The organism is Haloglomus irregulare (assembly GCF_007421925.1).
GTDB classification, from domain to species: domain Archaea; phylum Halobacteriota; class Halobacteria; order Halobacteriales; family Haloarculaceae; genus Haloglomus; species Haloglomus irregulare.
In genome coordinates this window covers 1-18,855 of record NZ_QMDX01000001.1, presented here as the reverse complement: position 1 = coordinate 18,855, position 18,855 = coordinate 1, and the positions used below count along the sequence as shown (strand labels likewise).

24 protein-coding genes are annotated in these 18,855 nt (G+C 68.6%); 6 read left to right on the top strand and 18 right to left on the bottom strand.

Features of this window, described 5'->3' with window-relative positions:
• Window positions 1-19: 19 nt before the first annotated feature.
• Window positions 20-550, top strand: a complete 531-nt coding sequence (locus DP107_RS00120) for an SRPBCC family protein (RefSeq protein ID WP_144260108.1) — start codon at window positions 20-22, stop codon at window positions 548-550.
• A gap of 80 nt (window positions 551-630) precedes the next feature.
• Window positions 631-924 (top strand): hypothetical protein, encoded by a 294-nt coding sequence (locus DP107_RS00115; RefSeq protein ID WP_144260107.1) that lies wholly within the window; start codon window positions 631-633, stop codon window positions 922-924.
• A 247-nt stretch (window positions 925-1,171) separates the two neighbouring features.
• On the opposite strand, the gene DP107_RS00110 is transcribed toward DP107_RS00115, so the two are convergent.
• The 7 genes from DP107_RS00110 to DP107_RS00080 all read right to left on the bottom strand — a co-directional run bounded on the left by DP107_RS00110 (window position 1,172) and on the right by DP107_RS00080 (window position 7,141).
• Complete coding sequence (locus DP107_RS00110; protein WP_144260106.1) at window positions 1,172-1,627, bottom strand: Cdc6/Cdc18 family protein; 456 nt, start codon at window positions 1,625-1,627, stop codon at window positions 1,172-1,174.
• Window positions 1,628-1,736: 109 nt separating this feature from the next.
• Window positions 1,737-2,387, bottom strand: a complete 651-nt coding sequence (locus DP107_RS20425; RefSeq protein WP_394348506.1) for a type IV pilin — start codon at window positions 2,385-2,387, stop codon at window positions 1,737-1,739.
• Window positions 2,375-2,866, bottom strand: a complete 492-nt coding sequence (locus DP107_RS00100; RefSeq protein ID WP_144260105.1) for a type IV pilin — start codon at window positions 2,864-2,866, stop codon at window positions 2,375-2,377. Before DP107_RS00100 ends, DP107_RS20425 begins: the two co-directional genes overlap by 13 nt.
• A gap of 1,236 nt (window positions 2,867-4,102) precedes the next feature.
• Window positions 4,103-4,666, bottom strand: coding sequence for a plastocyanin/azurin family copper-binding protein (locus tag DP107_RS00095; protein ID WP_144260104.1), 564 nt, complete (start codon window positions 4,664-4,666; stop codon window positions 4,103-4,105).
• A 76-nt stretch (window positions 4,667-4,742) separates the two neighbouring features.
• Window positions 4,743-5,093: a hypothetical protein gene (locus DP107_RS00090; RefSeq protein WP_144260103.1), complete on the bottom strand. Its 351-nt coding sequence runs from the start codon at window positions 5,091-5,093 to the stop codon at window positions 4,743-4,745.
• A gap of 164 nt (window positions 5,094-5,257) precedes the next feature.
• The gene (locus tag DP107_RS00085; protein WP_144260102.1) at window positions 5,258-5,701 is read right to left on the bottom strand and encodes a DUF7313 family protein; all 444 of its coding nucleotides are present in this window, start codon (window positions 5,699-5,701) and stop codon (window positions 5,258-5,260) included.
• A 96-nt stretch (window positions 5,702-5,797) separates the two neighbouring features.
• Entirely contained in the window at window positions 5,798-7,141 is a 1,344-nt protein-coding gene (locus DP107_RS00080; RefSeq protein WP_144260101.1) for a M28 family peptidase, read from the bottom strand.
• Between the two features lie 103 nt (window positions 7,142-7,244).
• Here DP107_RS00080 and DP107_RS00075 point away from each other — a divergent pair, with 103 nt between their 5' ends.
• Window positions 7,245-8,306, top strand: a complete 1,062-nt coding sequence (locus tag DP107_RS00075; protein WP_144260100.1) for a polyprenyl synthetase family protein — start codon at window positions 7,245-7,247, stop codon at window positions 8,304-8,306.
• Between the two features lie 297 nt (window positions 8,307-8,603).
• Here DP107_RS00075 and DP107_RS00070 read toward each other — a convergent pair whose 3' ends face one another.
• From DP107_RS00070 to DP107_RS00035, 8 genes are all read right to left on the bottom strand, one after another.
• Window positions 8,604-8,873, bottom strand: a complete 270-nt coding sequence (locus DP107_RS00070; RefSeq protein WP_144260099.1) for a DUF7314 family protein — start codon at window positions 8,871-8,873, stop codon at window positions 8,604-8,606.
• A gap of 8 nt (window positions 8,874-8,881) precedes the next feature.
• Window positions 8,882-9,277, bottom strand: a complete 396-nt coding sequence (locus DP107_RS21345) for a DUF7315 family membrane protein (protein ID WP_394348505.1) — start codon at window positions 9,275-9,277, stop codon at window positions 8,882-8,884.
• A 115-nt stretch (window positions 9,278-9,392) separates the two neighbouring features.
• Window positions 9,393-10,196 carry a cytochrome b family protein gene (locus tag DP107_RS00060; RefSeq protein WP_144260098.1) on the bottom strand — a complete coding sequence of 268 codons (804 nt, stop codon included), beginning with the start codon at window positions 10,194-10,196 and terminating at the stop codon, window positions 9,393-9,395.
• Window positions 10,197-10,200: 4 nt separating this feature from the next.
• Window positions 10,201-10,995: a cytochrome b gene (locus tag DP107_RS00055; protein WP_144260097.1), complete on the bottom strand. Its 795-nt coding sequence runs from the start codon at window positions 10,993-10,995 to the stop codon at window positions 10,201-10,203.
• An 87-nt stretch (window positions 10,996-11,082) separates the two neighbouring features.
• Entirely contained in the window at window positions 11,083-11,928 is an 846-nt protein-coding gene (locus tag DP107_RS00050) for a Rieske (2Fe-2S) protein (RefSeq protein ID WP_144260096.1), read from the bottom strand.
• On the bottom strand, window positions 11,928-12,314 hold the full coding sequence (locus DP107_RS00045) for a DUF7318 family protein (RefSeq protein ID WP_144260095.1): 387 nt from the start codon (window positions 12,312-12,314) through the stop codon (window positions 11,928-11,930). The genes DP107_RS00050 and DP107_RS00045 overlap by 1 nt, the downstream gene beginning before the upstream one ends.
• A 1-nt stretch (window position 12,315) precedes the next feature.
• On the bottom strand, window positions 12,316-12,873 hold the full coding sequence (locus DP107_RS00040) for a plastocyanin/azurin family copper-binding protein (RefSeq protein ID WP_144260094.1): 558 nt from the start codon (window positions 12,871-12,873) through the stop codon (window positions 12,316-12,318).
• Between the two features lie 144 nt (window positions 12,874-13,017).
• Complete coding sequence (locus DP107_RS00035; protein ID WP_144260093.1) at window positions 13,018-13,947, bottom strand: DUF7319 domain-containing protein; 930 nt, start codon at window positions 13,945-13,947, stop codon at window positions 13,018-13,020.
• A 111-nt stretch (window positions 13,948-14,058) separates the two neighbouring features.
• Between DP107_RS00035 and DP107_RS00030 the strand changes: the two genes are divergently transcribed.
• Window positions 14,059-14,562: a DUF7321 family protein gene (locus tag DP107_RS00030; protein WP_144260092.1), complete on the top strand. Its 504-nt coding sequence runs from the start codon at window positions 14,059-14,061 to the stop codon at window positions 14,560-14,562.
• Window positions 14,563-14,730: 168 nt separating this feature from the next.
• Here DP107_RS00030 and DP107_RS00025 read toward each other — a convergent pair whose 3' ends face one another.
• Together DP107_RS00025 and nth are read right to left on the bottom strand one after the other, a co-directional pair.
• Complete coding sequence (locus DP107_RS00025; protein ID WP_144260091.1) at window positions 14,731-15,198, bottom strand: NUDIX hydrolase; 468 nt, start codon at window positions 15,196-15,198, stop codon at window positions 14,731-14,733.
• A complete protein-coding gene (gene nth / locus DP107_RS00020; RefSeq protein WP_144260090.1) occupies window positions 15,195-15,881 on the bottom strand; it encodes an endonuclease III in 687 nt (228 codons plus the stop codon). The genes DP107_RS00025 and nth overlap by 4 nt, the downstream gene beginning before the upstream one ends.
• A 175-nt stretch (window positions 15,882-16,056) precedes the next feature.
• Here nth and DP107_RS00015 point away from each other — a divergent pair, with 175 nt between their 5' ends.
• Window positions 16,057-16,620, top strand: coding sequence for a hypothetical protein (locus DP107_RS00015; protein WP_144260089.1), 564 nt, complete (start codon window positions 16,057-16,059; stop codon window positions 16,618-16,620).
• An 86-nt stretch (window positions 16,621-16,706) separates the two neighbouring features.
• Window positions 16,707-17,255 (top strand): GNAT family N-acetyltransferase, encoded by a 549-nt coding sequence (locus tag DP107_RS00010; protein ID WP_144260088.1) that lies wholly within the window; start codon window positions 16,707-16,709, stop codon window positions 17,253-17,255.
• Window positions 17,256-17,517: 262 nt separating this feature from the next.
• On the opposite strand, the gene DP107_RS00005 is transcribed toward DP107_RS00010, so the two are convergent.
• The gene (locus tag DP107_RS00005) at window positions 17,518-18,660 is read right to left on the bottom strand and encodes an acyl-CoA dehydrogenase family protein (RefSeq protein WP_144260087.1); all 1,143 of its coding nucleotides are present in this window, start codon (window positions 18,658-18,660) and stop codon (window positions 17,518-17,520) included.
• Window positions 18,661-18,855 lie beyond the last annotated feature (195 nt).

Here is an 18,855-nt window from a genome sequence, read left to right as displayed (position 1 = left end):
GGGGGTCGAACCGCCGGTAGTGGACACCGTCGAGGTCAGCACCGTCGTCTACATCCCGCCGCCGGAGACCCACGACTTCCTCGTGGACTTCCCCGGCTACGCCCGCTACTCGGAGTACCTCGAACGCGTCGACCAGCACGGCGACGGGGGTCCCGGTACGGAGTACGACCTCCACTTCGCCTGGTGGCGGATCAGCTACACGGCCCGCTCGCGGGTCGTCGACGTCGAGCCGCCGACGCGGCTCGACTGGACCGTCGTGAAGGACATCGACGCCAACGGCCGGTGGCTGGTCGAGGACGTCAGCGACGAGGCGCCCCCGGGCCGCGAGCACGCCACCCGCGTCCGCCTGCAGATACAGTTCTTCCCCGGCTCGGCCGACGAGAGCGCCATCGACCTGCCACGGTTCGCGTCGTTGAGCTGGGTCATCGGGAAGGTGAAACCGCTCATCCAGGAGGAGGCCGAGCGGGTCGTCCGCCGCATCGTCGCGGACATCGAGGGCGAGGACCGCGAGGTGGACCTGGAGATCCACTCGACGCCCGACTCCGTCTGAGCCGCGGCCCGACCGCGCCGCGGTTCCCGGCTCGCTGGAGTCAGCGCAAGGGTGAGGCTCCCTCCCGGTGTAACACCGACATGGACATCACGAACCGCCCCGAGGCCGAGCGGGTCCGCGTCCGGCTGGTCGAGCGGACCTACTCCGACGACGAGCAGAACCTCATCATCAGTACCTACGCCACGCCGGACGGGCGGCGGTACTACCGGCAGGAGCGCGCGCTGACGACGTTCTCGGGGGCGGAATCGGGAACGCCGGTCGCCAGGACGGTCGAGGGGTCGAACCTCGGCCGGACCGGCGACGAGGACCGCGAGCGGTACGCCGCCGAGGCCGCGCGGATGGCCGCGCGGTACGACCCCGACGACCGGCTCTGAGGGCCGTCGATGGCCGCCCGAGAGCGCGTCGGGGCGGCGGCGCCGATGTCGGGAAACGTGAGCATATCTCGGATACGTCGAACTCTTGACCGCTGTTCCCCCGATACGCATAGGAAAATCCACGTTCTATGGAAATCAACGCGCGTACAGCAGTATAGCTTCTCCCGACGGCGTCCGTAGCCATCCGATGCCGAACGACCTGCCCGACGCCGACGCCCGCCCGAGTCGCGTCAGGTCCCCCGCGAGTTCATCCGGGAACGGCCCCCACGACGGCCGGGAGGTCCTGCGTGGACCCCGGATGGACGTCACCGACACGACCCCGGCCGACCTCCTCGCGGGCGACGAGACGGGGCGTGTCGGTGTCGGCCGGCCGGTCGAGGGCGCCGCGGGCGGTCGTCCGGTGGGTACAGCGGGTCGGGGCGACCGCGTCGAGCAGTTCTACCAGCACGCGGAAGGGCCGACTCGCCGCCCGGCGGTCGACGTGTTCGGTGGCGACGCCGAGGTGTCGCTCTGCGATCTCCTGTAGTGAGTGGCGGGTGGGACGGGTCTCGCCGGCGCCGGACACGGTGATGCGGACGTGTTCGGGCCGGCCGCCGTCGACGACCGGGGCCAGCGCGTCCCGCAGCCGGTTCTTCTCCGGGTTGCGATGGACAATCTCCCGGGGCACCCAGTCGGCCTGGAGGACGCGGGCGTTGGTGATCATACGCGTGGTGGCGGGTGGACGGAACTAATACGGAAGGGTCGGGCTTCCGGGGTTCCGGGATAGCTGTCGCTGGTCGTGCGGCGGCGCGAAAAAATGTGATCAGTGGTCGTCAGAAGCTGGTCGTGAACGTGCCGAGCGTGGCCGTTTCGCCACTGCTGGACGAGGAGAACACGATGCGGACCTCCTGGTCGTCTCCAATCTCTACATCCGTATCTATCTCGGTAGTTGCATCACCAACGTCCTCAGTTATATCTAACCTGTTGCTGGGTGTGTCATCCTGATTAAAGAAGTCGGAGCCGGAGTCCTCCTCCGTATCGACATCTACGCTGGTGACACCGACGATTTTAGTTCCGCTGCCGGCTGTTAAGCTTGTATTGAACGGGTTGACAACCTTTTGATTTGCCGAGCCGTCGGTCGCGTAAGCTTCAGTCCCGTCAACAAGAACGTTCAGATTTGTTCCATCGATTTCATCGCCACCGTCATGCGTAATCTCAACTGCATTGAATTCAGGTGCAGGTCCTGTTGGTGAGTATGTCGTCGTGTCAAACGTGAAGCTGGCCTGCGGCGTACTGTCCGAGACCTGATTGCCCAGTCCGAGGACGAACGTGCCGATCACGGCGGCGAGAATCACAGTTATCGCAACCATGAGGATCACGCCGATGACCGGCGAAACCGCGTCATTGCCGTTGAGGAGTTGGTTTATTGCATCGGTGTGGGTGAATCGTGTGTTTGAATGTCGATGCGTCGTTAGCTGGACCACTCGGCCTGTCCGAGCGTGGCCGTCTCGCCACTGCTGGACGAGGAGAACACCACGCGGATATCCTCGCCGTTGCAGTCGGTTCCGTCGGCGCCGTCGTCAAGCGTCAGCGTAGATCCCGCAGTGACATCGCCGTCCCATCCGTCGGTCCCGTCATCAAGTGCGTTCCCGCCGCAGACGCTATTCGATGTTGAGTCCGACGTGCTACCGGTACCGTCGTAGGCCGTCGTCCCTGAGATAATAATATCAAGGCTACTGTCCTCGATGGCGTCCCCACCGTCGTGCGTGATGGTTACCTCACCACCGTCAGCGAAGTCGAAGTTGAAACTCGCCTGCGGCGCACTGTCCGACACCTGGTCGCCCAGTCCGAGCACGAACGTCCCGATGACGGCGGCGAGGATCACGGTGATCGCGACCATCAGGATGACCCCGATGACCGGCGAGACCGCGTCGTCGTCGCCGAGTAGCTGTTTGAGTTGCATTGTCGTTGGTGCGCGCCCGAGTCGCACCTCGGCCCGACCGCCCGCGGCGAGTGTATCAGCCCGATCTCGCCGCGCCGGCCGGACCCAGTCTGCCCTGGTCGCGTGTCTGTCCCGTGCCGAGACACACATATAAAAATGCATGCCGATTGCCGCTCGTTCGAGGGTTTAATCGGACGTTAGGAGCGCTGAACGGTCGCTTTTCCGGCTCTCTGGCCGGTCCACCGGTAGCCGAGTGATTGATAAGTCACCTCCGGAACGCCGGTCTCGTCGGCTGATGACGGCGCTCTCGGCCGGCTGCGGGTTCGGGTGGTCGAGCCGACCGTTCGGACTCGCCGATAACGGCCGATTAACCGGCTGTCATGACGGCTCACGACTCGCGGCGTCGACCATCGTATTTGAACCTGCTGGCCAGTTCGAGCCCCGTACATAACCGTTGAGTTCACCGCCGCCGCCGGCGCGCGCCCCGGCTATATCCGGCTCTGCCCGGCTTTTATAACGGCCGACGCCGGGGGGACCCGGGCAGGAGTGCCCCGGCGCCACCTCCCCACCGAGCGCATCGGGCTGAGTGCGCGGCGATGGGTGGCTTGCACTACCGACCGCCGGTTGATAAATCGCCCCGACGGTTTGCATGCGCTGAGACGACCTGACGACCCGCGGGACAGCGGCTCGCACAGCCCGAGGGTGCGCCCGACGGCTCGGCGGCCGACCGGTCGAGCGTGGCGACCGGGGCGTCGGGTGCTCCGCTCGACTCCCACGGCCGTCGAGCACGTTCCGGGGGACCCGGCCGGCCCCGGCGATGGCATCCGGGGCTCGACCCACCCGTCGCGGCCGTCATCGCGGGCGGTGCCCACCTCGCCGGGCCGGCGTCCGAGGGCGTGCTCCCGGCTGGCCGCTCGCTCGACGCGAGTAGCCTCGCGGCAGGGGCGACCACCTCGCGGGGTGAGTCGAGCCCGTCGCGGAGCTGCTCGCAGCCCCCGGCTCGTGTCGTGGCACCCGTCTGCGACGGTGACCCGGCCAGCGGGCTGCTCGTCGTCCGACTCCGGGACACGGACGGAGGCCGTCGAACTGACGGGCGATGGCCGAGGCGCCGGGGTCGCCGCGGCCAGAGCGTTCCATGTCGCCATCGTCGAGCGCCGTCACGCGTCGACGCCTCCGCTCGACGGGGCAACGACTACAGGCGATGAACCGGACCCGGGGACCCGCGAGACGGAGCGTCGGGCGTCGAACCGGGCGCTACTACTCGGACGCGCCGTAGTCACCGCCGTACTTCATGAAGAAGTAGGCGAGGCCGAGCGTCGAGAGCATCCCGAAGACGGTGGCGATGCCGAGCGTCTTCGCCGAGTCGGGGATCTCCGGCGGGCCGCTGGCGGGTTCGGGCGTCGGCGAGGAGCCGTCCTCGTTGACGACGACCTTGCCGGCCATCCCGGGCGAGTGGGGGAAACAGACGTACTCGTACTGGCCCATCGTCTCGAACGTGTGCTCGTAGGTGTGGCCCTCGTTGTACGTCTGGGTCTCGGGGCCCTCGGTTCCCTCCCAGCCGGCGCCGTCGGGCTGGGCGTTGACGACGATGTTGTGGTTGTTGGAGTCCCACTCCCACTGCACCGTCTCGCCCTGGGCCACGTAGACGGTCGCGGGTTCGTAGACGAGGTCGCCACCCGGGCCGACGGTGACGGTGGCGGCCTGTGCCGCGGCGCTCCCACTCGTAGCGGCCACGCCGCCCGCGGCCGCCGCGCCGCCGGTCGCCGCACGGAGGAAGCCGCGACGGCTCACGCCCCCGGCCGACGAATCGTGTCCTGACATGGCCGGAGCTAGCCGCCACCCGCTCCTGAATATGTCGGTTCCGAGTGGCACCCGGCGGCCGCGTCGCCCGTCGGGCCTACCGCTCGGGCGGGGTCGTGGCCTGCGCCCCGGACGGGGAGCGGCTCCCGGGTCCCGAGACCGGGCGAACCGTATCGACGGGCCGGAGCCGGATGTCCGCTTCCGGCTTGACCCGGCCGGCGTCGCCACGACCACCCCGTCGGCGCGGAACCGGCTCACCCTCGTCTCGCCCGACCGGGCCCACCGATGGCACCGGCAGTTCGATGCCCTGGCGCGCCAGCGAGACCAGTGCGGCCTCACCCACCGCGACGACCGCGCTGAGGCCGTCGTCGGCCGCCATCGCGCGGGTGCTCCCCCCGACGGTGGCGAGGCCGGCACGCTCGGCCGCCTCCAGCGTCGCCTCGGCCACGGCCCCCTTCGCCGACCACGCCTACTCGCCGGAGGACGCCCTCGTCGCTCATCTCCGGAACGGTCGGACAGTGGCGTCATACCCTCCCGGAGAGGTCGCCCCGTGGACGACGGTCTCCTCGATGTGTCGAGGCCGACGCCGAGCGGCGGGCGGGGACGCTCCGGTCAGACCACCGCGTTCCAGACCGGCGCGATGACGAAGAACAGGGTCTGGTACGCGATGTACAGCAGCGCGAGCATGGAGGCGGCGATGGCGCCCTTCGGGCGCTCGACCTCGATCTGCCGGCGGGCCTCCACCTTCCGGGATTCGAACTCGAACAGGTCGGTCAGGAACAGCCCCAGCACGAGCGTCGAGAACACCAGCCCGCCGTGATGATGGACGGTCATGTAGTAGAACGCGCCGACGATGAGCAGGAAGTTGGTCCCGACCCGGAGTGGATGCCGCGTGACGGCCCCGGCGCCGCCCTGCGCCACCTGGCTCTTTATCTGCCCGTACTCCAGCGCCCGGCCGCCGATGTTGACGACCAGTAGCGCCAGCAGCACGTACTCGATGTACGGTCCCAGGAGGGTGTCCACGGGACCGAACAGGTTGACGAGTGGCTCGGCCATATCCGGTGTTCCGTCGTATGCGCGTTTCAAACTTTCCAATCGCCCGCAGTCGGGGATCACCGTCCCGCGGGCGCCCGGCTTCCGGAGCGGGCCCGCTCACCGCAGGTCCGGGAACGGCTCCGGCCAGTCACCCGTCACGCGCAGCCCCTCGGCGAGGTCCTGCTCGGCGGCGTCGGCGGCAATCTCGGCCGGCGCCCGCCGCGGCAGGTCACGGCCGGCCCGGGCCAGGTCGACGACCAGTTCGGCCAGGAGGACCGCCGACTCGCGCATGTCACGTGACTCGAGCTTGTCCAGCGTGTCCGCCGCGGTGTGGCCCCAGCCGCGGCCGCGCCCCTCCGTCTCGGCGTGGACGTGGGTCCCGGGAATCCCGCGGGTGACGTACGGCCAGTGGTCGCTGTGCGGGCCGAGCTCCGGGTTCAGGCTGACGGGGTGGTCGAACCGCTCCGCGACCCGCTCGAACGCCGCCTCCAGCTCCGGGAACCCGTGCGTGTACGCCGCCAGCGTCCGGCCGCGGACGACCCCGTCGTTGTTGACCACCGCACGCACGGAGTCGGGGTCGACCCGGTCGGCGTGGCGATGCGACCCCAACAGGCCGACCTCCTCGGCCCCGAAGCAGACGAACTCCACCCGGGTCTCTATGTCGGCCTCGCGGCTGGCGAGCGCCCGCGCCAGCTCCACCACCATCGCGGTCCCCGCGCCGTTGTCCATGGCGCCCTCCGCGATGTCGTGCGCGTCGATATGGCTCGTGACGAGGACGCGCTCGTCGGTGTCCGGCCCGAGTTCGGCGTGGACGTTCCCAGAGGTGGCGTCGCCGACCGTGCAGTCCGTGCTGACGGTCACGCGCTCCCCGTCGGCCCGGCGCGCCAGCCGCGCCCCGACCTCCTTCGAGACGCCGACGGCCGGGATCGCACCGATGGGGTCGTCCGGGGTCCCGACGCTCCCGGTCGGCGCGAGACAGCCCTCGACGTGGTTCCGGAAGACGAACCCGGCGGCCCCGCCCTCGACGGCGTGGTAGTACTTCTCGCGCCGGTGGACGGTACGGTCGTACCAGTCGGGGACGTGGCTGTCGGCCATGACGACCCGGCCCTCCACGTCGGCGTCCTCAAACGTCTCGGGCAGCCCGTGGCCGAGATCGACCAGCTCGCCGGTCGCCACTCCGGACGGCGAGCGCGGCAGCGCGATGACCTCGTGCCCCTCGTGCGTGGTGTGGTCGGTCTCGACCGCGCTCGTCCCGCGCTCCCACCCCTGTATCCCGAACTCGTCGATGCGGGCGTTCCGGGCGTGCTCGGCCAGCGCGTCGCGGGTGGCCTCGGCCGCCCGCCGCTCCCCGTCGCTGCCGGCCATCCGGTTCCCGATGTCGACCAGCCGCTCTATATGTCTCCAGCCGGCATCACTGACGAACGTCTCCCCGATCCAGTCGGTCGCGCCGTCGTACTCCATGCAGACGTGGCGGCCGCGTATCGCTTGACGGTTTCGGCGCGTGGCTCCCGGTCGGCTACCGGTGACGCGCAAGGGTTTAGTCCGGTCCCGGATTTCGTTGTCCATGCGCGAGGCACTCGCGGAGTGGCGGCCGGTCATCGACGAGACCATCGAGGAGCTGCTCCCCCGCGAGATCGACGACGACTACCTTTCGGACTACTTCGGGGCCGCGGCCTACCGCTACGACCCGGAAGCGGTCCAGCGCGCGCTCGCCGACCCCATCTGGGACCTGCTCGATCGCGGCGGCAAGCGCTGGCGTGCCGTCCTCCTGCTCGTCCTCGTCGACGGGTTCGGTGAGGCGCCACGGGACTACCTCCAGTACGCCTGCATCCCCGAGATACTCCACAACGGCACCATCATCGTCGACGACGTGGAGGACGGCGCCACGATGCGCCGTGGCGAACCCGCACTCCACCACGAGTACGGCGTCGACGTCGCGCTGAACGCCGGCAACGCGATGTACTTCCTCCCGCTGAAGCTCATCACCCGGGACCCGGCCGGGCTCGACCCCGAGACGCGGCTCGCGGCCTACGAGATGCTGATGCACGAGCTCAACCGGACCCATCTCGGCCAGGGGATGGACATCCGCTGGCACAACGCCCGCGAGGTCGGCATCGACGAGGACGAGTACCTCGAGATGTGCGCCTGCAAGACCGGCGCCCTGGGCCGCATCGTCGCCCGTCTCGCGGCCATCATCACGGACAACCGCGAGGACGAGGTCGCCGTCGCCCGCTTCGCCGAGGAGCTCTGCGTGGCCTTCCAGATCGCCGACGACATCCTCGACGTCGAACACGCCATGGAGGCCGGCGGCGACTTCGGCAAGGGCGTCGGCAACGACATCCGCGAGGGCAAGAAGACGCTGATGGTCATCCATGCCGTCAACAACGCCGCCCGGGCCGACGCCGAGCGGCTCACCGACATCCTCTGGGCCGAGGACAACACCGACGCCGAGGTCCGGGAGGCCATCGACATCCTCCAGGCCACCGGGAGCGTCGGGTACGCCCGCGATCAGGCCGAGGGCCTCGCCGTCGCCGCCCGGGACCACCTGGACGACGCCGACCTCGACCCCGAGGTGGCTTCGCAGCTGGCCGAGTTCACCCGGTTCGTCGTGGAGCGCGAGACCTGAGCCCCTCGATGACGAATGATCTCGCTGGCCGGCCGCCCTCGGCCATCGACCGGTCGGCGGGGCTGACGGTCCGCTCGCTGACCCCCGTCCGTCCCTCGCCCGACCCTGCCGGCTCCGACCGAGGGGGAAGCGAACCCGCGCCGCAGACGTGTGTGCGGTCACGATCACGCTTGCCGCGTTCTCACGACGCAACGGCCGAGGTAGATGGCTAAACCGTGCGGTGTTCTGATTACGTCGGAAGTAGATGAAGAATGCGGGCTCCAGCAGTTCTACGTCCCGTCCCGTGACGGCCCGTCCTCAGTTCTCGGCCCGGCCCTCGTACGCCTCGCGGGCCTGCCGGATCGCCGGGATGACGATCCAGAAGGTGAGCGCGCCGAGGATGGCGAACCAGAACAGGCCGTCCTTCAGCAGGATGGCCACGGTGTCGTAGAAGTTGGCCGCGGCCGGGTCCGGTGCGATGAGCTGTGTGTCCTCGAAGCCGGGCGTGTTGTACCAACCGGCCAGCGTCAGCCAGCCCAGCCCCGCGGTCACGAGGATGCCAAAGCCCTTGGCGAACTCGTCTGCCATACCCGCGCTTAGCTTTCGCCGTCTTTAGGGTTTCCCATTCCCGGCGTCCGGAAACGCGTCGAGAACGCGTAGACCGCCGCCCCGGCCCCGATACTCAACAGGCCGGCCACCGCCAGCCCGGCGTTCACCTCGCTCAGCTGGCGGCTCGCGCGTCCCGTCGCCGCGTCGAGCATGAGGAAGCCGGCCAGCACCGCGACCACGGCGAACAGCGTCGAGAAGACGGTGATGCGCTTGTACAGCGCCAGCGGCACCACCACGTCCCGGCCGCCGGCCCCCTCCGGGTCGACCTCCGCGTCGCCGACGGACGGGCCCGCCTCGGCCTCGGGGTCGGGCGCGTGGTCAGGCGCCGGTTCGCCCTCGGCCGCGGCCGCCGCCTCGGTTCCGGCCTCGTCCTGCTCGGTCATTAGCGCCCGTAGACGAGCAACGCACTTGAGGATTGAGAGTTCGGCCCGCGTGAACGGTCACAGGACTACGGATGGAGCGCACGGAGAACGGGAAGACGCCGACCGCGGGTCGGCGTTACTTCGGCGGTCGAAGCCGGTAGTAGCGCCGGTTGAGCTCGAACATGTACCCCTCCCGCATGGACTTCAGCACCGCGTAGGTGAGGAAGCCGCCGACGAACGGCAGCAGGAAGGTCAGGTCGAAGAGTAGATGCGAGTCCATCGGGATGAGGTTCTTCACCGACAGCGCGCTGATGGTGGCGGCGAAGATGACGCCGAAGACGCCGACCGCGGCCCAGAACGGCTGCTCGACGGGGCGTCGGGCCGCACCCTTGTTCAGGAACGGCACGATGGCGATGAACCCGACGACGACCAGGTTGGCGACGACGCCGTACGTCCGGTCGGCCATCAGCTTCTGGCCGCCCAGCAGCGCCAGGTCCGGGTTCAGCGGCCCCAGCTTGAGCAGGCCGAACGACCAGTAGAGATACCAGTCCGGCAGGATGACCGCCGGGGTCTGGGACGGGTTCGCCGGCGCCCCGATATGAGGCGGTAGCGCCGCCGCCAGGAAGATGATCATGCCGACGAAGAAGCTCGTCAGCGCCAGGTTCCGGATCATCTCGTGGGGCCAGACCGGGAAGGCGAGCACGTCGCGCTCGACGTAGTCGCTCTCGGTCCGGAGGTCCTGGTCCTCGCGGCGGGCCCGCTCGAAGTACTCGTAGGTGAGCTGCGAGAGCCCCTGCGTGCGCTCCTTCCGCTCGCGCCACGTGGGCGTCTCGTCGTCCGGCGCGACGATGCCGCTGCCGTCGGCGGCCTTCCTCCCGCCGTCCGTGGCGGCCTCTCGCTCGGATCCGGTCCCGTCCGTGGTGGATTCGTTCTCGCTCATTGTCTTAGTGTGGCTCCGCGATGCCCTGCATCCAGACGATGCCGATGTGGATGGCGATCAGCGCCGTCGCCACGAACGGCAGGAAGAACACGTGCAGGATGTACATCCGCTGCAACGTGGACTGGCTCAGGGTGAACCCGCCGAACAGCAGCTGGGCCACCCACTCACCCGCCAACGGCACTGATAACGCCATCTCGACCCCGATCTGCCCGGCCCAGAAGGCCAGCTGGTCCCACGGGAGTAGGTAGCCCGTGTAGCCAAAGACCATCGTCAGCGAGATGAGGACGATGCCGATGATCCAGTTGAGTTCGCGGGGCTCCTTGTACGCGCCCGTGAAGTAGACGCGCAGCATGTGCAGGAACACCGCCGCGACCATCACCTGTGCCGACCACCGGTGGAGGCTCCGCAGGAAGAAGCCAAAGCGGAGGTCGGTCATGATGAACGTGATGGAGTTGTACGCGGTGCTCGGGTCGCCCGTGGTGGCGGGCGAGTAGTAGAAGCCCAGCAGCGCCCCCGAGATGGCGGCGACGACGTAGGCGATGGTACTGAAGCTGCCGAGCGCGTACAGGGGGTACCAGTACCAGAACTTGTTGTCCAGGTTGTACTGTTCCGTGTGGCTCTTTGGCATCTGCATGTTGATCTTGTAGTACAGGTCCTCGAGCAGTTCGAGGTAATCAACGATGCGGAGCCGCTTGTCGAGCCACATGAGGGTGGTGAGATAGATCGTCTCTATCGGAGTCAGGTCCCGCTCCTTCATCCAACCCTCGTGGTCGAACTCGTCTTTGCGTTCCAGGCTCATGTTGTGTTCCTGTCTCCCGTTTTCCGTGGTTCTCGTCTGCCGCCCGTTACGTGCTGACCCGACTTATAGCCGTGGTTCCCGGACCCGTCAGCTCTCCGGGCGCGGCAGCGCCACGAAGGACTTCCGGACGATACTGTGCGGGTCGTAGACGGACTGGTGGCACTGGCAGTAGACCGCGTCCTCGCCGCCGAACTTCGCGCTGCCCTCGTAGGCCTTGAACGCCGGCACGCAGCAGAAATGCGTGCACTTGTCGACCCAGGCCATGAACCCGTCCTCGGTCGTCGAGGCCCGCAGCCAGTCCCCGTCGATGCCCTCGGGCGGGTCCTCCCGCATCTCGATGATCCGCGGCGACCGGAGCACCTGCACCGGGATGGTCGAGGCCGGCTCGACGTCCTCGGAGCGCCAGTTGGCCATCGCGGGCTTGCCGAGCCCGGCCTTCCCGATACCGCCGTTCCACTCCTCGAAGTCCTCGAACAGGTCCGCCGTGATGGGGTCGCCCGGTTCCAACTCGTCCTCCTGCCAGTCGTACGGCGGGGAGGCGGCGGCCTTGAACACGTTGTTCTGGTCGGCGCCGGGATCGACCCCCGGGTAGGTCTGGACGCCACAGTACTGGAACGCCGCCGACGAGTAGGTCGACCCGCCCAGCTCCATCACCGCGACGCCGTCCTTGACGGTGTCGGGCCAGATCCCGGCCAACTCGCCGTCGGAGTTCTTCTCGACGGGCACCTGCGGCATCCCCCGCGGCGCGGGGCCGTCGGTGTTCTCGATGGCGAAGTACTGCGTGATACCACCACCGGCACCCGACGCGGAGGTTGCCGTGTTGACCGCGACGGCCGAACCGGTCCCGATACCGGCCAGCGTCGCGCTCCCGACCACGCCCTTGACGAAGCGCCGTCGGCCGCTCTCTGCGGGGTACTTGTCGTCTGCGCTCATTATTTCTTGTAGTAGGGGTAGACCGCGCGCTTCACCGAGTCCCAGGCGTCGGGGAGCGAGTCGGTCCCGTACATGTCCTCCTCACGGATGTAGAGGTCCTCCCACTTGCGCCGTCGCTTCTTGACGATCATCACGTCCGGGAGGAACTCCTTCCGGTAGAGCAGCAGGATGAACGCCAGGTCGATGAAAATGACCGCGAGCATCCCGCCGAGGAACATGTTTCCGAACTCCGAGGCACCCCAGCCGGCGACCAACCCGTAGGTGAACAGGCCGACGAAGACGACCTCCACGACCGTCAGGAGGACGATTCCGATGAGGGCTGCGGTGCTCTCGCGGGGCGGTTCGTACCGATGGATCGCGCCGTAGGTGTTGTTGCCTGAACTCATCTCAGTTCCCTCCGCTTGCGTGCGGGCTCTCGCCGTATTTCAGCAGGAAGAACGTGAACATCAGCGACACGAAGATCGCCAGGATGGTCGCGATGCCAACGAAGTGTGCCTGGATGGGGACGCCCATGTGCTTGGGGTCGGCCTCCTTGTTCGCGCCGCCGGAGGGTGCCTCGCCGCTGTCGTTGACGACGACCTGTCCGGCCATCGAGGGGGCGTGCGGGAAGCACTGGTACTCGTAGGTGCCCTTCGTCTCGAACGTGTGCTCGTACTCGTGACCCGTGTTGTACGTCTGGGTCTTCGGTCCCTCGGTACCCGCCCACTCGGCACCCTCCGGCGTCGAGAGGACCTGGACGTTGTGGTTGTCCGACTCCCAGACCCATTTGACGGTGTCGCCGGGCTTGACGTACACCTTCGAGGGCTCGAAGACGAGGTTGCCGCCGGGGCCGACGGCGACCTCCGTCGTCTCGGCCGCGGCAGCCGTGCCCGCGGTGCTCGCGGACGCCGCCGCGGCGACCGCCGTCGCCCCGGCACCGGTCCGCAGAAACTCCCGTCTGTTCATATACGCGTCGCCATCGGGTTCGTACAGGTATAAACTCACCGAACCCGGCGCCGTCGGCCTCGCTTCGTGCGGTTCCGGGGTATCCTCAACACCGCGGTAACGACCGGATTCCGGCCCCCCGGAGCGAACGGGTCGGAGCCCCGCTCAGGCCGCCCGCTCCCCGTCCTCCTCCCCGGCGCCGCCCCCCTCGACCAGTTCCGGGTGGTCCTCGACCAGGTCGTCCATGAACTCGGGGCGGTCGTCGCCATCGAGTCCGACCGCGCGCAGTCGGTTGCGGTACTCCTCGGCCCGGAACTTATCCGAGAGCCTCGCGTTCGCGACGGTGAAGAAGAGGAGGAAGGTGATGACGAGGAACCCCAGCCCCGCGACCACGAGCAGCGGGCTCCCGTCGAGAACGCCCGCCCCGAGCAGGACCAGCCCGGCGATACCCTGCGTGGCGGCGATCAGCTGGAGCATCAGGTTGCCCTGCTCGCCGCTCCCCTCGGGTACCTCCATGGGGTCCGGCAGCAGGTCCCCGTCCGGCATCGCCGAGGGCTCGTACTCCTCCATCGAGCACAGCGCCACGACCGGCTTCACGTCCCGCAACACCGTCCCCGACCCCTCGATACCACCGTCGCCGTAGACGACGGCGTAGCCCTCGTCGGAGTAGGCCACGATGCGGTCCGGGTTCGACAGCCGCTCGACCCGGGCGAACACGTCCCGCCGGACGACCGCCGCCTTCACGTCGGCCTCGACCCGGTCCATCAGCTCCTCGCCGGTGATCCACGAGTCCGGGTCGAAGGCGGCGTCCCACTCCTCCGGGGACATCCGCTTCATGTCCTCCGGGCTGAACTCGTCGAAGTCGTACCGGTCCTCGACCTGGGCCCGGAGCTCCTCCGTACTGAGTTCGCCCGCCGGGGCCTCGTCCCCCTCGCCGTCCCACTCGTCTCGATTCCCCTCCCCCTCGCCGTCCGCCGCCGACTCCGGCTCCCGGGCCTCGGTCGCCACCCCGGCCTCGGGGTCGCCGTCCTCGCCCGCCGCCCGCGACTCGTCGGCGTCAGTCGCCTCGTCAGGGGTCGACCGGGAGTCAGCCATTGCTCCTGCATACGCGTCGCCCGGTGTAAACAGTTTCCGACGTGGCCGGCGGTTACCGGCTGGCTTCCGGCATCGGGAGCCTGAAACGACCGCCCCCCGTACCGAGAGGTGATGGTCTCGGACGCGCTCGTCGCCACGCTGGTCGCCGTCGCGGTGACGCTGTCGCTCCCCTGCTTCCTCTACGGCGCCTGGATCATGATCGACAACGAGCAGGTGACCTGGGGCGTTCTCACCTACCATCTCAGGTTCATCGTCACCGGTTTGACGCTGACGACGGTCCCGCTCGTCGGCTGGATGTTCCCCCGCCTGTTCGGCATCTGGGGACACAGCGCCCAGTTCGGCGGCTACTCCGCCGTCCACGCGTTCATCGGCCTCACCGCGTACGCGTTCCTCCTCTTCGGCTTCACCGGCATCGTCCGCATCTTCCGGGCGAAGTGGCAACACGACCTCTACCATGACTACGACGAGGACGTCCTGCTGGAGGAGATCGGTTCCGACCGGATGTCCCACTGGCGCTCGCGTCTGCGGGTCGGCGTCTTCGGCTACACGCTCTTCTGGTTCATCGCCTGGCTCACCGGGCTCTCACGCTACGTGCTCCGGTACGTGGTCACGTAGTGCCATTCCCCAGTTATCTTCCCGATTCGCTATATATGTCCGCGATTGGAAAAATAGGCCACAGTACGAGCCATTATGGACCGATCCGGGCGGATACGACGAGGCGACCACGAACGTCGGCCGGCAGTGCCAGACAGCGGCCGACCCCGACCGGCACGATCGGACACGTCAGGGCGTGGTGATGCGGTCGGCCCCGCCGAGGAGGTCGAACAGCCCCTCGGGATAGCACGGCTCGCCGTACACCCGCAGTTCCGCGGGTGTGTGCCAGGTGGCCTCGCGGGTCGAGCCATCGCTCTCCTCGGTGACGGTGATGGTCTCGGACTCGTACGGCTCGTCCGCGAGGAAGGCCACCTCGTAGACGAGACTCACCTCGTGGCCGGACGTCCCGTCGAAGGTGAAGACGTTCTCCGAGACCCCGAGGAACGCCCGGGGCTCGACTGCGTAGCCGGTCTCCTCGCGGAACTCCCGGACGACCGCCTCGTGGCTGTGCTCCCCGAACTCGATACCGCCGCCGATGGGGCGGTAGAACGGCCCGTCCCTGGTGTACCGCTCGACCAGTAGTTCCTCGCCGCCGTCCCGGGGCCGCCGTGGAATGCCCACGGTGTGGGCTCGCGGGCGCCGACTCTCGTCGGTCATCCCCACGGCTCGCCGCTGGCGAGGTCGACCTCGCTATCGCCTTTCTCGGACGGACAGACGTCCGCGAGGCCGCAGTCGGCACAGTCCGGGTTCCGCGCCGTGCAGGTCTCCCGACCGTGGCTGATGAGCAGGTGGGTGAACTCCTTCCAGTCGTCCTCCGGGACGATGCCCATCAGGTCCTGTTCGATGGCCTCGGGCCGCTCCGCCTCGGTGAGCCCGAGCCGCCGGGAGATGCGCTGGACGTGCGTGTCGACGACGATGCCCTCGACGACCTCGTGACCGTGCTGGAGGACGACGTTCGCGGTCTTGCGGCCGACGCCCGGGAGGTCCGTCAGCGCCGACATCGTGTCGGGCACCCCGCCGTCGTGCTCCTCGGCGAGAATCTCGCCGATGCCCTGCAGGTAGCCACCCTTGTTGTTGTGGAACGTGATGCCGTAGATGTCCTCCGCGAGCTGCTCCTCGCTGGCCGCGGCGTAGTCCCCGGCGGAGTGGTACTCCTCGAACAGCTCCGCGGTCACCTCGTTGACCCGCTCGTCCGTGCACTGCGCGCTGAGGACGACGGCGACGAGCAGTTCCAGCCGGTTGCTGAAGTTCAACGAGATCTCCGGCTCCGGATACCGGTCGTACAGCCGGTCGACGACCTCGACGGCCTGCGCCTCGCGTGAGTCGAGTGGCGTTCCCATACTGTATCCGGGAGCGCCCGACCTTTCGGCGTATCGTTTTTGCCCAGCCGGCCGGTTTCCGAGCGCCCGGGGCCCGCACCAGGTGACCCCCCGCTCCCCGGTCGCTCCCTCCCGCCTCCGATCCCCGAGTGGGGTAGCTGGAGGGCTCGAGACACCTGCCGACGGCGCTCCACGCATGCAACGGCCGTCGTTCACGGTCCGGTACCCGGAGTACGGCCATCTCGAGGCCACCATCGCGTTCGCGCTGGTGGCGCTCGTGGTCCACCGGGCGACGCCGGTGCTCGCGGGACCGCTGGCCGGTGCGGCGGATGTCGCGCCCGAGCGGGTCCGACTCGGCTCCGCCGCCCTGCTCTGGCTGGCGCCGGCGGTCGCGGTGGCCGTCTCGTCCGTCCGCCAGCGCCGGGGCCGAGCCCCGGAGTTCGGTGCCCGGGACGTGCTCGTGAACTTCCTCGAACACCACCGCCCGGACCCGGCACGGCACGCGGTCCACGGGCTCGCCGCACTGCTCGGGGGGCTCATCGTCGGCCTCGGCCACCCCCGGTTCGTCGACGCGCTCGACGGTGCCGTCATGATCGCCCGGCGGCTGGTGGCCGGCGCGCCACCCGGCTCCGCCGCGCTCATCAGCGTGGCGTGGCTGCTCTTCCTCGCCGGGCTGGTCGGTGTCGCGGTCGGCGGTGACCGCTTCCTCGTCGGACTCGCACGGGAGGCGCTCTACCGGTACCACTCCACGAAGCTGTGACGCCGTCGTGCCGGGCGCCGCGCTTCCATGTGAACAATTCGCATGCAACCCGAACCGACAAGCCCCCGCCGACCCGTCGTCCGACTATGGGTTCCGGTTATCTCACCGGCGACGCCGTCGACCTGCGACCGCCGGCCCCCGAGGACCTGCCGTTCCTGTGCGAGACGGTGAACGACCCGCGCGTCTGGCGGACGGTCTCCCACCGCGACCCCGTCACGGAACACGCGGAGCGCGAGTGGTACGAGTCACTGGACGAGCGCGACGGTGTGGACCTCGTCATCGTGACGACGGGGGACGACCGGCAGCCGGTCGGCGTCATCGGCTACGGCGACGTGAACGAGAACTGGGGCGTCGCGGAGGTCGGCTACATGATCCACCCCGACCACTGGAACCGCGGCTACGCCACCGAGGCGACCGGACTGCTCACCGAGTACGCCTTCGGAGAGAAGCGGCTGGCGAAACTGGCCGCGAGCGCATACGCCCACAACCCGGCGTCGATGCGGGTGCTGGAGAAGGCGGGCTATCACGAGGAGGCGGTTCTGGAGCGGGAGGCGTTCGTCGCCGGCGAGCGCGTGGACCTGCACCGGTACGCCGCGTTCGCCGACGACTGGGAGCGACCGGAACGGACGGAGTGACCGGCTGGCGGTGGGACGGGCCGGGGCCGTCGCTCGCGGGTCGGAGACGGCGTGCGGGCCCTCCCCTACCCGGACCCGCACACCAGCGTTCGCCGGGGGTCGGGAAAACCTCTTGTGGCTACCGATGCCATCGGTTCACACGGACCCGAGGACCGGAACGGCGACGCCGGAGGACGCACCCGTACTGGTGACTGTGGACGCGACTCCCGGGCTCATCGAACGATACCGCACCCCGAGAACGACGGTCGGCCCGAGTTGGCCGTTACAGGCCGAGCTCCCGGCCGATGACGAGATGCTGGATCTCGCTGGTCCCCTCGCCGATCTCCATCAGCTTGGCGTCGCGGTAGAACCGCTGCGGCGAGAAGTCCTCCGTGTAGCCGTAGCCGCCAAGCGTCTGGACGGCCTCCTCGGCGACCTCCCGGCTGACCTCGGAGGCGTCCAGTTTGGCGAGCGAGGAGATCCGCGTGACGTTCTCGCCGGCGTCGTACTTCGTGGCGGCCTTGTGGGTGAGCAGGCGGGCCCGCTCTATCTTCCGGTCCATGTCGACGACCTTGTCGCGGATGGCGTCGAACTTCGAGATGGGCCGGCCGAACTGCTCGCGCTCGGTGGCGTACTCCTTTGCGGCCTCGAAGGCGCCCTGTGCGAGGCCGGTCGAGAGGGCCGCGATACTGATGCGGCCGCCGTCGAGCGTCTTCTTCGTCTGTATCCAGCCCTCGCCCTCCTCGCCGAGCAGGCGGTCCTCCGGGACCCGGAGGTCATCGAACTGGAGTTCACAGGTCGGCGAGGCGTTCAGCCCCATCTTGTCCCAGACGGCCGAGACCTCGAACCCGTCGTCGTTCCGCGGGTCGATGATGAACGTGGAGATGCCGTCGTAGCCCGCACCGGGTTCCGTGACGGCCTTGACGAGCACGGAGTTGGCGACGTTGGCGTTCGTGATGAACTGCTTCGTCCCGTTGATGACGTACTCGTCGCCGTCCTTCTCCGCCGTCGTGTCCATGTCGGAGGCGTCGCTGCCGGACGAGGGTTCGGTCAGTGCCCAGGCGCCCATCTCCTCCCCCTCGGCGAGCGGGCGGAGCCACTCCTCCTTCTGTGCCTCGGTGCCGAACATCTCGATGGGCTTGGCGCCCAGCGAGGTGTGCGCGACGTAGGAGAGTCCGATGGCACCCGACACCCGACCCAGCTCCTCGGCCACGAGCGCGTACATGAGGTAGTCGCCGCCGGCGCCGCCGTACTCCTCCGCGACGGGGACGCCCATCAGGTCGAGCTTGCCGAGCTCCGCGAACACCTCCTCGGGGAACCGGTGTTCGTCCTCGATCTCCTGGGCGATGGGTTCGATTTCGGCCTCGCAGAACTCCCGCACCGTGTCCCGGATCATCCGGTGCTCGTTCGGCAGCTCGAAGTCCATATCCTACAGTTCGCTCCGATGCTCATAAACCTCACCCAACGGCGAACGGCGTGCGCGCCGTGGTCGGCGGCTGTCCCCCGGATACTGCCGGCCGGGGGCGGTCCGCGCGGCCGTTCCGGTGCGGTCACCCCTGACTCATCCCGTCGTGTTAACTTTGGCATCGATTCCACCAGACGGCGAAGGTTTGCAGCCACG